Origin of the sequence: Streptomyces alkaliterrae, from assembly GCF_007097205.2 — a bacterium.
In the GTDB taxonomy this organism is placed as follows: Bacteria; Actinomycetota; Actinomycetes; order Streptomycetales; family Streptomycetaceae; genus Streptomyces; species Streptomyces alkaliterrae.
In genome coordinates this window covers 1-12505 of record NZ_VJYK02000165.1, presented here as the reverse complement: position 1 = coordinate 12505, position 12505 = coordinate 1, and the positions used below count along the sequence as shown (strand labels likewise).

Here is a 12505-nt window from a genome sequence, read left to right as displayed (position 1 = left end):
GCCCTGGACCGCGCCGACCCGGACCAACCCCGCTGAGCCCGGCCGGGCCGGCCGGCCATTCCCACACACCCGACCCTCATCCGCCCGGCGCCCGGGGGTGACTGAGCGCTTGCGTCGGCGACTTGAACGGGCGGCCGTGTCAAGTCTCACGATCCTCCAGGGTTCAATAGAGGACCACACGAGCCTGACGAGGGGGCGCAGTGATCAAGCGTGCTGCATGGGGGATGTTTGCTCTCCTGGTGGCCACTACGACGGCCTGCAGCGATAGCCAGTCGGATCGACCGGGACCGTCGACAGTCGCGAGTTCAGAGAGTTCCGAGGAACCGACTCCGTCGGAAACGGCTGCCGACGAACCGGTTGCCCTACCCACGAACAGTGAGGGCGTCGGGGCTCTCCTGCTCCAGAACGCTCGTGACAAGGCCACCGACACACAAGCGTTCGATCGGGGTAAGGTCGTCGGGGTACTGGAGCTGACGGTCAAGGGCGGGGAAGGCAGCGCCGAAGACATCTGCGACGCCGCGGAGCATCGTGAAGACTCGGAAGACTGGATGTCGGGGTGCACGACCGCGATCACTTTCACGAGACTGACTGACCCTGAGTACAGCGACTTCCAGTGAGTGGTCCTGACGCGAGAGGTCGCCGGGGGCTCCCTCCCTGCCTCGTCTCGGAGTGCCCGTGGCTGAGTATCCGATCTGACGAGTCGAGCAGGATCGACACGGGGTGACACGCGGCCGCTCAATTCGCCGACTCACACGCTCACTCGCCAACTGAAGTGCTCAGGCACACCGGGCGCCGCGACAGCCCCGGCCACGGAGCCACCCAACCACCCGGACTGTGCCGGTCCGGCCGCGCGTCCCTTCTACCTGTGCCGGCCGGACCTGCCCACCCGGGCCGCGCCTCCGTCCGACCCGCGCCGACGGGACTTGCCGCCCGGGCCGCCCGCGCGGCCCACGCCGGCCGGAACCCGGCTGCCTGGTCGCGTGACCGTCCGACCTGTGCTGGTCGGATCTGGCTGTCCGGGCGCGTGTCCGCCGCCCGCTCGGCCCGACCTGGCTGTCCGGGCCGCGTGTCCCGTCTGACCGGCTCCGCGTCCGGCCGTCCGGGCCGTGTTGCCCGCCCGAACCCTGTTCGGGCGGGCAACGGGACTGGCGCCTGCGGTGGGGTTCGGGATCGGAGTCCCGAGTGGTCAGCCGGGGGTCGGGTCGGCCGCCTCCAGTAGGATCCGGGCCAGCTCGCGCGGGCTGGAGAACATCGGCCAGTGGCCGGTGTCCATCCGGACCACCCGGCAGTCGCCGCCGGCCACCAGCTGCGTCACCCGGACGTCAAGTTCCTCTCCGGCCAGCAGGCACTTCACATACGTCGTCGGCAACTCTTCGATCGGGCGGGCGAGTTCGGCCGGCTCCGTGAGCGTGCGGCCGGGGTGCGGCGTGGAGTCGGCCAGGATCCGGGCGACCCGGGCCTCGTCGAGACCCTGGCCCGCGTAGGCCTCCGCCAACGGCGGCCACGTGCCGCCGTTGGCGGCAATCGCGGCCTCGACCATCGGCCGGCCCTCCGGCCACTGCGCCACGAACGACTCGCCGTCCACGGGAACGTTGGAGTCGACGAACACCAGGTGCCGCAGCCGCTCGCCGATCCGCCCGGCCGCCTGGCCGACCGGTATGCCCGAGTAGCTGTGACCGACCAGGACGACGTCCCGGAGGTCCAGCCGCTCGACCTCCTCGACGACGTCCCGCACGTGGGTCTGCTGACCGGCTCGTTCCCCCTGCCGCTCGGCGAGACCCGAGAGCGTGAGGGGACGGGCGCCGTGTCCGGCCGCGCGCAGCTCGGGCACCACCTCGTCCCACGCCGAGGAACCAAGCCACGCTCCTGCCACGAGCACAAATTCCGTCATGCCCGCAATCTAGCCGCAGGGTCTGACAGCCCGTGGTCGGACGCCGCCGACCTCGGCGGACGGCCCGCGGCTACGCGCGGAACGCGGCCGGGCGTTCCGGGGACGCGGCGGCCAGGGCCTTCCGCACCTGCTCGACGTCTCCGCGCAGGCCGTACACCGGGGTGTCCGGCTGCTGCCGCCAGGACTCGTCGAGCCCGCCGGCGTCGACCGTGTCGAACCCCATCTCCTCCATCAGATCCCGGACGACCCGCTTGGCCCGGGGGTCGTCACCGGCGACGGGGAAGGCGATGCGCTCGGGGTCGCCGACGGGCCGCGGCCGTTCGACGATGTCGTCGGCGTATGTGCCGTTGAACGCCTTCACCACCGGTCGGCCCAGGTGCCGTTCGGTCCAGCGGCTCTCGGGCAGGCCGTCCTCGATCTCGGCGATCCGGCCGTCCCGCTCCTTCGGGTAGTAGTTGTTGGTGTCGACGACCACGGCGTCCTCGGCGGCCTCGTCGAAGAGGCCGGACGGCAGGTCGGGGATGTTCTTCAGCGGGATGGTCACCACCACGACCTCGGCCCCGCGCGCCGCCTCGGTGGCGTGCACGGGCGTGGCGCCCGTCTCCTCCGCGAGCGCGGTGAGAGTGTGCGGGCCGCGCGAGTTGGCGACGGACACGTCGTGTCCGAGAGCGCGGAGGCGGCGGGTCAGGCTGCCGCCGATGTTGCCCGCGCCGATGATGCCGATCTTCATGATCCCTCCAGAGGATGTGGCGCGGCCGCTGTGTCGGGCCGCCTCCGCCTCAACCACCCGGTGGCCGCCGGTATTTCAGGGGCCCACCACGGCCGCGCCGGGTCGCCGGCGCCTGGGTAGGCTCCCGGGGTGACCGAAGAGCGCAGACGCAGGGTGCCCCGCCGGATCAGGGAGCAGCAGATCATCGACGTGGCCGTGCGGGTGTTCTCCAAGAGGGGCTACCACGCCGCCTCGGTGGACGAGATCGCCGAACTCGCCGGTATCTCCAAGCCGATGGTCTATCTGTACCTGGAGTCGAAGGAGGGATTGTTCATCGCCTGTCTGCGCCGGGAGGCCGACCGGCTGGTGCGGGCCTTCCAGGACGCGGCGCGGGAGGCCGGCCGTCCCGACGAGCGGCTGCACGCCGGACTCCGCGCGTTCTTCGCTTTTGTCGCCGAGCACCGGGACGGCTGGGTGGTGCTGTACCGGCAGGCCTCCGAGTTGAGCGAGTCCATCGCCAGGGAGGTCGCGCTGGCCCGTCGAGCGGTGCTGTCGCAGGTCGCCGGCCTGGTACGGGACGGCGTCCGGGAGGAGGGCGGCGACGGCCGGGTCCAACTCCGGGAGGAGGACGCCGACTTCGTCGCCTACTCGCTGGTGGGTGCGGCGGACTCGCTCACCGACTGGACGGAACGGCATCCGGGCCAGTCTCCGGACGGTGTCGCGCTGCGGTTGATGAACATGGTCTGGGTCGGCATGGAGCGGGTGCTGCGCGGCGAGACCTGGTCGCCCGAACACGGGTAGTGCCCCCGGCCCTGCCGGGAACGCGGAGCACCGGTTCTCGCACGACCCATTGCTTTCTCCTTACGGCTGAGTAGGTTTACCGCACGGTAAGAATGCGCGGAGCGCACGGGCCGCCGAGCCGGCGGCCCGTGCGCTCCGCGATCCCGGCCTGCCCACCCACCGCAAGCCCCCCGGACCGCAGCCGCCGAAGGAGCCGAGGATGAGCGTACGCAGGGATCTGAAGAGGGCACACAGCCGCAGCGATCTGGCCGCCCGCGTCACCGTGGAGGTGGTCAGCGAGGACGGCGTGGTGCGGGAGGCCCGCGCCTCGCACCTGGTCGCGCCGGAAACCTCCGGCAGCGTCGCCGACCTCCCGTTCGACGCCGCCGCCCGCGAACCCGACCGAGTGGCGCTGCGCCGTCGCACCGAGGGCGGCTGGCGGCCGGTCACCGCGCGGCAGTTCGCCGACGAGGTGGCCGCCGTGGCCCGAGGCTTCGTCGCGGCCGGTCTCGCGCCCGGCGACCGGGTGGCGCTGATGTCCCGCACCCGCTACGAGTGGGCCGTCCTGGACTTCGCGATCTGGGCCGCGGGCGGTCAGAGCGTGCCGATCTACGCCACCTCCTCCGTCGAGCAGGTGGCGTGGATCCTCCAGGACTCCGACGCCCGGCTGGTGGTGGTCGAGAACGCCGACAACGCCGAGACCGTGCGCCGGGCCGCCGCGACACTCGCGGCGGAGCGAACGCTGTGGCAGTTGACGGCCGGCGGCCTCGCGGAGCTGACGGCACTCGGCCGTGACGTGTCCGACGGACGCCTGGCGCGGCGGCGTGCCGACCTCACCCCCGGCACCGTCGCCACCCTCTGCTACACCTCGGGAACCACCGGCCGACCCAAGGGCTGCGTCATCAGCCACGGCAACCTGCTCGCCGAGGCCGCCAACACCATCGAACTGCTGCACCCGGTCTTCCGGGAGGTGACCGGGCGGGAGGCGTCGACGCTGCTGTTCCTCCCGCTCGCGCACATCCTCGGCCGGACCATCCAGATCGCCTGCCTCAAGGCGGGCATCGAGATCGGCCACTGCCCGAGCATCAAGCCCGACGAGCTGCGTCCCGAACTGCGTTCCTTCCGCCCGACGTTCGTGGTCGGCGTGCCCTACCTCTTCGAGAAGATCCACGACACGGGCCGGGCCACCGCCGAGCGGATGGGCCGCGGGGCCTCCTTCGACCGCGCCGACCGCGTCGCCGTCCGCTTCGGCGAGGCCGCCCTGGCCCGCCACCTCGGCACGGGCAAGGGACCCGGGCCGGGGCTCACCCTCGCCTGGGCGCTGTACGACCTGCTCGTCTACCGACGTGTGCGCAAGGAACTCGGCGGCCGACTCAATTACGCGATCAGCGGTGGTTCCCCTCTGGACAGGCGGCTGAACCTGTTCTTCTACGCGGCCGGAATCATCGTCTACGAGGGCTACGGACTGACCGAGACGACCGCCGCCGCCACCATCACGCCACCGCTGCGGCCCCGGCCCGGGACCGTCGGCCAACCCGTGCCCGGCACCGCCGTGCGCATCGCGGACGACGGCGAGGTGCTCATCCGGGGCGGCATCGTCTTCGGCGGCTACTGGCAGAACGCCGCCGCCTCCGACGAGGTCCTGCACGACGGCTGGTTCCACACCGGTGACCTCGGTTCCCTCGACGAGGAGGGCTATCTGACCATCACCGGCCGGAAGAAGGACATCCTCGTCACCTCCGGCGGCAAGAACGTGTCCCCGGCGGTCCTGGAGGACCGGGTGCGCAGCCGTCCGCCGGTCGGGCAGTGCGTGGTGCTGGGGGAGGGGCGCTCCTACGTCAGCGCGCTCATCACCCTGGAACCGGACGCGACGGCACACTGGCTGGCCGTGCGCGGCCGCCCCGCGGACACCCCGCTCGCCGAACTGCGCGAGGACCCCGAGCTGCTCGCGGACGTCCAGAAGGCCGTCGACTATGCCAACGAGGCCGTCTCACGCGCCGAGTCGATCCGTCGCTTCCTGGTCGTCGACGGCGAGTTCACCGAGGAGAACGGGATGCTCACCCCGTCGCTGAAGGTCAGACGGCGGGCGGTGCTGGAGGCCCACGCCGACGAGATCGAGGAGCTCTACCGGAGCTGACCGCTGCCCGCTGCCCCTCCTCGCGCCGAGCGCCGAGCGCCGAGCCCCGAGCGCCGCGGCGCGGGTGAACCTGTGCGCCTGCCCGGTCCGCGCCGGTCGCAAGCGGCACACTTCGGCCGATCGATGGCCGAGAGCCGACTGATGCGCTTGGCGGACCCGGCCTGCGATCATTGGTGACGACGGTGATGTCAGGTTCACGAGTGACAGCGAGGGCTGTGATGAGGAGCGACAGGCACGCAACGGAGTCCGGCACCGGCCGGCCGCCGGAGGCACCCCCGACGTCTCCGACGGCGCGGGGGCGTGATCGGCCGGCCGTCCCACCCAAGAAGCCCTCGGGGAAGTCCTCCTTCGACGACATCTACGACCGGCCCGATCCTCGCGGCTACTACCGGGCCCTGCGGCCCTACGACTACCAGATCCCGCACCACGCGCAGACCCTCGTCCGCCGTCTGCTGGGCACCAAGCCACTGGTGGCGGCCGGTGAGCGGGGGCCGCTGACGGTACTCGACGTCTGCTGCTCGTACGGCGTCAACGCCGCCCTGTTCAACCACACCGTCACCCTCCAGGACCTCTACCGCCACTACGCCGCGCTCGACTCGCGGGCCGACGCCGGGACGGGCGCCGCCCGCCTCGCCGAGATCGACCGCGAGTACTTCGCCGAGCGCCGCCGCTACGACGCCGTGCGCTCGCTCGGCCTCGACGCGGCCGGGAACGCCGTCGCCTACGCCGAGTCCGCCGGGCTGCTCGACGAGGGCTTCGCCGAGAACCTCGAGAGGGACGAGCCGAGCGAGGAGCTGCGTCGCGCACTCGCGGACGTCTCCCTGGTCACCGTGACGGGTGGCGTCGGCTACATCACCGGCCGTACCTTCGCCAGGCTCGCCGCGCACCTGCCGGACCGGGTGTGGGTGCTGGCGCTGGTGCTGCGCACGGTCTCCTACGACGACATCAGCGCCGCGCTCACCGCCCGCGGGCTGCGGACCGTCCGGGCCGACACGACCTACGTGCAGCGCCGCTTCACCGACCCCGAGGAGCAGCACAACGCGGTGGCGGCGGTCACCGCCGCCGGCCTCTCCCCGGAGGGGCTGGAGGCGGACGGCCGCTTCCACGCCCAGCTCTACCTCTCCGGGCCCGCCGAACCGTCCGGGGAACTGCTGCTGCCGGAGGTACTGGCCGAGGTCGTCTCCGGCTGAGCGCCGCCGCGGCCGCCCGGCGCGGGCCGGCGGCGGCTCACACCTCGTCGTCCGGGATGGTGTGCATCGCCGCCTCCTCGGCCGAAGCGGCCGCCGAGTCGATGCCCACGTCGAGCGCGAGCAGCTCGTGGTCGTGGTCGCCCCGCACACCCTCGTTCGGGGCGACCAGCCGGCCGCTGCGCCGGTCCCCGACCTCCCCGTCCAGTGGCTCGCCCTCCCCACCGGGCACGTCGCCGATGCCGTCGCCGTCCTGCGGCGCCACGTCCGGCAGCTCCCGGGCCAGCCGCCTCTCAAGCGGCTCGCCGGAGTGCTGCTCGGCGGCCGTCGTCCCCCAGGTCTCCACCGCGAGCGGCCGCTCGGGCGCCGAGTAGCCCTCGATGTTCGGGTCGACCTCCCGCCCCAGCAGGGTGTCCTCCTCGTCCAGGATTCCGGTGTCCTCCTGGATCTCCGAGCCGTCCGGCTGGTAGACGTCGTCGCCCATCGCGTCCTGGAAGCCCATGACCACTCTCCGTCGCCCAGCCCCGAGTCGGTGACGCGCACGCGCGCCCTCACCATCAAATCTAGGGACACCGTCACCGGGTCCGCAAAACCGGCGCCGATCGCGTCGGTGCGGGTGAGTGCAGTCGGATGGCGGGTGCGGAAGCGGCCACGGGCGGGGAAGAGCAGGATGTGGCTACCGTCCCGAAACCGATGCGCAAGATCGCGCGGCGGCGCAACGAGCCGGCCGTCGTCCAGACGCTGCGCTCGGCCACCGCCGCCACCATCTCCTACGCCGTCGCCAGCTGGCTCCTCGGTGTGAACCCACCGCCGCTACTGGCACCGCTGACCGCGCTGCTGGTCGTCCAGGTCACCCTCTTCGCCACGCTCACCAGCGGGATCCGGCGCGTCAACTCCGTGATCGCCGGTGTGCTGATCGCCGTCGGCTTCAGCGCTCTGGTCGGCCTGAGCTGGTGGAGTCTGGGCCTGCTGATCATCTCCTCGCTGGTGCTCGGCCATCTGGTGCGGGTCGGCGAGTTCGTGCCCGAGGTGGCGATCTCGGCGATGCTGGTGCTCGGCGTCTCCCACCACACCGACCTGGCGGTGAGCCGAGTACTGGAGACGCTGGTCGGCGCGGCGGTCGGCCTGCTGTTCAACATGGTCTTCGTACCGCCGGTGTGGGTGGAGTCCGCCGGCGAGTCGATCGAGGACCTGGCCGGCCGGATGAGGGACCTCATGCGGGACCTCGGCGACGAGATCACCGGCCGCACCGCCGTCGAGGCCGCCGCGGCCAGACTGCACGCGGCTCGCAGGCTGGACCACGACATCGTCGAGGTCGACGCCTCGCTGGCCCGGGCGGAGGAGAGCCTGCGGCTCAACCCCCGGGTGAAGGAGGGACTGCTGTCCCGGATCGTGCTGCGCACCGGCCTGGACACCCTGGAGATCTGCGCCGTCGTCCTGAGAGTCAGCGCCCGCACGCTCACCGACCTGGCGAAAAAACGCAAGGACGAGGACCTGTTCCCGCCGCCGGTGGCGGAGGCGCTACGGGAGTTGTTCGGCCATCTGGCCGCAGCCGTGGAGAACTTCGCCTCGCTGATCACCACGCAGATCAGCAGCAGCGCCGAGGAGGCCGAGGACCGCCTCGCCGACGAACTCGCCGCCGCCCGCGCCGCGCGGGAACGAGTGGCCCATCTGCTGCTGGAGACCGTCCAGGAACACCCCCGGCAGTGGCAGCTGCACGGCGCTCTCCTGGCCGAGGTCGACCGCATGCTCGACGAACTGGACATCGAGAAGCGGTCCGTGCGCCTGGCCGAGGAACTCGACCGCTGCGCCCAGGAACGCCACGAGCGCTACCCGTTCCTGGCCCGCGTCGGACGCAGGCTGGGAGAACTCCGCAGACGCACCACGGCCTGACGCCGAGCGACCGACACGCCCGAGCGACCGACACGCCCGAGCGGCCTGACGCGGGGTCATGTCTTGGTCAAGATCCCCGTGGTCGTCAGCCCACCGGACCGCCCACCGGCTAGCCTGCCGCCAGGCCGTGCGGCCGGCAGGCCGGGGCCCGGGGGAGGCGACCATGCGACGACACCGCCACAGCGGTCCGACCGCGCTCATGACCGCGGCGAGCGGCGCGGTCCTTCTCGCGGTCGCCGCCACCGCCGGATGCGGAGGCGACCGGAACGACGACGCCCGCCCGACGGCGTCGCCGACGACCGTGCCCACCACCACCACCAGCGCCACGCCCACGCTCACCGCCGAGCCGAGCCCGCCCTACCCCACCGGCCCCGACGGCTGCCACGAGAACAGGGGCTGGAAGCCGGAGAAGGCCGCCGGCTGGCTCAGGCTGCGCTTCCGCGGCCCGCAGAACACCGCCGCCGGCGACCCGGAGAAGGTGCAGCTCACCAAGGCGGTGGAGGGATACAGCGGGCCGCTGTGCCGGCCGCTCACCGTCCAGGTCGAGTTCTGGAGACTCGTCCACGGCATGCCCGACCGCTCTGCCGGCCGCCCCTCAGACGCCACTGGCCCCGACCCCGACTACTACTTCTCCGCCGAGTCCGTGTCCCGCGTCGAACTGCGGGTGGACGGCGGCAAGGAGCACCACGTCCCACTGCCGAAGTCGCTGTACGGCGCGGACGCGCGCGACGCGTGCACGGGAGCACTGCTGGCCGTCTACGCGGGCCCCCCGCTGCGGGCGACCGAGATGCCCGAGGAGATCACACTCTCCGACGCCTCCGTCTGGCGGCGGGGGGCCGCCGGCTTCCGCACCAAGCGTGTCGCCGACTACGAGGTCGTGCCGCCCTCCGCGCCGCGTGTCTGCGGCCCCGACGGCACGCCGACCGCGGAACCGCCGACGCCTGGCGCCACCGGCGTACCGCGCCCCGGCATCCCTCTCCACCCCACCCCGAGTCGTTCCTTCGATCCCCTCGACCGCAAGCCCACCACCGCACCCTGAGCGTGGACCGCCCGGTCGGGGTGGTGAAGCAGACCAAACCGCGCCCTCTCCGCGCGCCCTACCGCCGAGGACACCCCGGTCCTGCGACAGTCGGGAGCACACCCGTCCGCACGTGAACCGGAAGGCCACCGATGAGCACCGCGCACCACGGCAGCGACGACGGCGCCCACCCCACGGGCGAGACCACCGCGCTCCTGCGGATCGGTGAGGACCTGCTCGAGGCGGCCAGGACGGCCGACGCGGGCCGGGCCGCCCGCACCCTCGTCACCGCACCCGGACTCCGGGTCACCCTCATCGCGCTGCTCGCCGGGCAGGAACTCTCCCCCCACGAGGAACCCGCGGCCGCCAGTCTGCTGTGCCTGCGCGGCGAGGTGGTGCTGTCCGCGGTCCGCGGCACCGCCACCTGGCGGTTGTCGGCACACGACCTCCTCGGACTGCCGGACGGCCGTCACCGCCTCACCGCCGAGGACGACGCGCTGCTCCTGCTCACCGTCCGACTCGACTAGGGCCTGTCCGGCGCCGTCAGGAGTCGTCGTCCGCGATCCAGAGGTCGGGGCCGAAGACCTCGTAGCGGATGTGCCGCGGCGACACCCCGGCTGCCAGCAACTGGGCGCGCACGTCCCGCATGAACGGCAGCGGACCGCACAGATAGGCCCGCAGGTCGTCCGGCAGGTCCAGGGCGCTCAGCTCCATGCGCCCGCTCCACGCCTTCGGCTCGGCCTCACCGGGCCACTCGTACCAGTACTGGGCGCGGGCCCCCGGCAGCCGACTGACCAGCTGATTCGTGTCCGCGCGCAGTGCGTGTTCGGCGGGGGAGCGGTCGGCGTGCAGCACCAGGGTCGACCGCGTGGAGCCCTTCGACGCCAGGTGCTCCAGCATGCCGACCATCGGCGTGCAGCCGATGCCGGCCGAGGCGAGCAGCAGCGGCGCGTCCTCGTCCTCCAGCACCACGTCGCCGAAAGGCGCAGACAGCGTCAGTTCGTCGCCGACCCGCACCGTCCGGTGCAGCAGGTTGGAGACCTCGCCGAGCGGGGAGGTGTCCCCGCCCACCCGCTTCACCGTGATCCGCCGGGTTCGGCCGTCCGGCGCCGAGCTGAGGCTGTACTGCCGCAACTGGTGCACACCGTCGGGCATCCGCACCCGGACGCTGACGTACTGGCCGGCCCGGACCGGCGGCGGCGCCTCACCGTCGGTCGGACGCAGCAGGAAGGAGACCACGTCGACCGTCTCCTGACGCCGTCCCACCACCGTCCAGGAGCGCCACGGATGCCCCGGCCGTACCTGCGCCTCCAGGTACAGCCGGGACTCCTGCGCCACGAGCGCGCCGGCCATCAGCCAGTACACCTCGTCCCACGCGGCGGCGACCTCCGGCGTCACCGCCTCGCCGAGCACGTCGACGATCGCACCGAACAGGTACTTGTGCACGATCGCGTACTGCTCCTCGCTGACGCCCACCGCGGCGTGCTTGTGCGCGATGCGGGCCAGCAGCGCGTCCGGGCGGCTGCGCGGGTCGGTGAGCAGCGAGCCGGCGAACGCGACGATGGAACCGGCGAGCGCCTGCCGCTGCATGCCGTTGGCCTGGTTCCCCCGGTTGAACATCCCGTCCAACAGCTCCGGATGCTCGCCGAACATGGTGTCGTAGAAGTGACCGGTGATCTGCTCTATCGCCCCGCCAACCAGGGGGAGGCTGGCGCGGACGACCGTGGCCGATTCGGGAGAGAGCATGAACGCTCCTGGAGGGTACGGGTCTTGGGAGGCGGCCGCGAGGTGCGGCCGAGCACCTGTCTACCAGCGCCCGACAGGGCCGAACGCCGATCGCGCCCGATCACGTCCGAAGGTCTCGCTGATCGGGGCCGTTCGGCCCCGGCGACCACCGCCGCACACGGGCCCGAAGGGCCCTTGCGGCACCGGCGCGGCACGCCCGGGCGCGGGGTTCAGCAGTCGGGCCTGGAGGGGAGGCGGGGCGTCGGGCGCAACTCCACCCGGACGTCGTCCCCGTACGGCACCACCAGCGTCCGGCTGGGCGTGCCGCCGTCCCGGCCGTCCCGCCAGTGCGCGGGGACGACGAACAGGCGGCCGCCGGACTCGACGAGCAGCCGCAGGCCCTTGTAGCGGTGCCGGAACTCCCCCGCGCCGGCCCCGCCGTCCCGGTGCTCGACCCCGCACGGAACCCCGCGCAGCGGCTCCTTGCTGTGCAACAGGACGTGCGGCCGCGCCGGCAGTCCCTCGGCGAACTCCTCGGCCTTCCCCCTCCCGTGCGCGGCGGCGAACTCGTTGGTCGCCCAGAAGGCGCTGGCGACCCCTACCAGAGCCAGCCACCCGACCGAGCGCCGGGCGGTCTGCCGCAGGTTCGACTCCGCCGGCCAAGCGCGCCGCCGGGCCGCCACCGTGTGCAGCATCCACCCGCCGTACGCGACGGCCGCCGAGCCGAGCGCCAGCGCCACCGGAGTCACCGGGAAGTGCTCACCGGCGCCGACCCTCGCCACCAGGAACCCGACGAACCCCCGGACCAGGGCCAGCAGCCCCACCAGCACCAGCAGCACGCCCACCCAGCCGCTCGCCACGTCCCGCTCCGGCGCCGACAGCAGCCAGCGCACACCGGCGTGCAGCCCGGTCACCGCCAGCCCGATCAACGCGATCACCAGCACCGGCGGGTACAGCACCTCCACGCCGTACAGCAGCGTCTCCTGCAGCGTCAGGTCGACCAGGTCCAGATCGACGCCGTAGTAGCGGAACCGGGCACGCAGGGCCACATAGCCGAAGTAGAACAGCAGCGCGGTGACCACGGTGGTGGGCGCGACCACCGCCGCGATCTCCCGCGCCCGGCCGAGGAAGGACGAACTCACAGTTCACCGGGATTCTGCTCGCC

General features: G+C 72.5%; 12 protein-coding genes. 7 read left to right on the top strand and 5 right to left on the bottom strand.

Features of this window, described 5'->3' with window-relative positions:
• Positions 1-200: 200 nt before the first annotated feature.
• Positions 201-617, top strand: a complete 417-nt coding sequence (locus tag FNX44_RS16255) for a hypothetical protein (RefSeq protein ID WP_143648980.1) — start codon at positions 201-203, stop codon at positions 615-617.
• Positions 618-1186: 569 nt separating this feature from the next.
• Here FNX44_RS16255 and FNX44_RS16250 read toward each other — a convergent pair.
• Together FNX44_RS16250 and FNX44_RS16245 are read right to left on the bottom strand one after the other, a co-directional pair.
• A complete protein-coding gene (locus FNX44_RS16250; RefSeq protein ID WP_143648979.1) occupies positions 1187-1891 on the bottom strand; it encodes an alpha/beta fold hydrolase in 705 nt (234 codons plus the stop codon).
• 70 nt (positions 1892-1961) lie between these two features.
• The gene (locus FNX44_RS16245) at positions 1962-2621 is read right to left on the bottom strand and encodes an NADPH-dependent F420 reductase (RefSeq protein ID WP_143648978.1); all 660 of its coding nucleotides are present in this window, start codon (positions 2619-2621) and stop codon (positions 1962-1964) included.
• 129 nt (positions 2622-2750) lie between these two features.
• Between FNX44_RS16245 and FNX44_RS16240 the strand changes: the two genes are divergently transcribed.
• The 3 genes from FNX44_RS16240 to FNX44_RS16230 all read left to right on the top strand — a co-directional run bounded on the left by FNX44_RS16240 (position 2751) and on the right by FNX44_RS16230 (position 6707).
• Positions 2751-3401, top strand: coding sequence for a TetR/AcrR family transcriptional regulator (locus FNX44_RS16240; RefSeq protein ID WP_143648977.1), 651 nt, complete (start codon positions 2751-2753; stop codon positions 3399-3401).
• A gap of 199 nt (positions 3402-3600) precedes the next feature.
• Positions 3601-5517 carry an AMP-dependent synthetase/ligase gene (locus FNX44_RS16235; protein ID WP_143648976.1) on the top strand — a complete coding sequence of 639 codons (1917 nt, stop codon included), beginning with the start codon at positions 3601-3603 and terminating at the stop codon, positions 5515-5517.
• A 218-nt stretch (positions 5518-5735) separates the two neighbouring features.
• A complete protein-coding gene (locus FNX44_RS16230; RefSeq protein ID WP_228449935.1) occupies positions 5736-6707 on the top strand; it encodes a hypothetical protein in 972 nt (323 codons plus the stop codon).
• Positions 6708-6744: 37 nt separating this feature from the next.
• Here FNX44_RS16230 and FNX44_RS16225 read toward each other — a convergent pair whose 3' ends face one another.
• Positions 6745-7206 carry a DUF5709 domain-containing protein gene (locus FNX44_RS16225; RefSeq protein ID WP_143648975.1) on the bottom strand — a complete coding sequence of 154 codons (462 nt, stop codon included), beginning with the start codon at positions 7204-7206 and terminating at the stop codon, positions 6745-6747.
• Between the two features lie 191 nt (positions 7207-7397).
• On the opposite strand from FNX44_RS16225, the gene FNX44_RS16220 reads away from it, so the two are divergent.
• The 3 genes from FNX44_RS16220 to FNX44_RS16210 all read left to right on the top strand — a co-directional run bounded on the left by FNX44_RS16220 (position 7398) and on the right by FNX44_RS16210 (position 10142).
• Positions 7398-8597, top strand: coding sequence for an FUSC family protein (locus tag FNX44_RS16220; protein ID WP_143648974.1), 1200 nt, complete (start codon positions 7398-7400; stop codon positions 8595-8597).
• A gap of 163 nt (positions 8598-8760) precedes the next feature.
• Entirely contained in the window at positions 8761-9636 is an 876-nt protein-coding gene (locus tag FNX44_RS16215; protein ID WP_143648973.1) for a hypothetical protein, read from the top strand.
• 131 nt (positions 9637-9767) lie between these two features.
• Entirely contained in the window at positions 9768-10142 is a 375-nt protein-coding gene (locus tag FNX44_RS16210; protein ID WP_143648972.1) for a cupin domain-containing protein, read from the top strand.
• 16 nt (positions 10143-10158) lie between these two features.
• Here FNX44_RS16210 and FNX44_RS16205 read toward each other — a convergent pair whose 3' ends face one another.
• Positions 10159-11361 (bottom strand): globin domain-containing protein, encoded by a 1203-nt coding sequence (locus FNX44_RS16205; protein WP_143648971.1) that lies wholly within the window; start codon positions 11359-11361, stop codon positions 10159-10161.
• Positions 11362-11570: 209 nt separating this feature from the next.
• Positions 11571-12482, bottom strand: coding sequence for a hypothetical protein (locus FNX44_RS16200; RefSeq protein ID WP_143648970.1), 912 nt, complete (start codon positions 12480-12482; stop codon positions 11571-11573).
• Between the last annotated feature and the right edge of the window lie 23 nt (positions 12483-12505).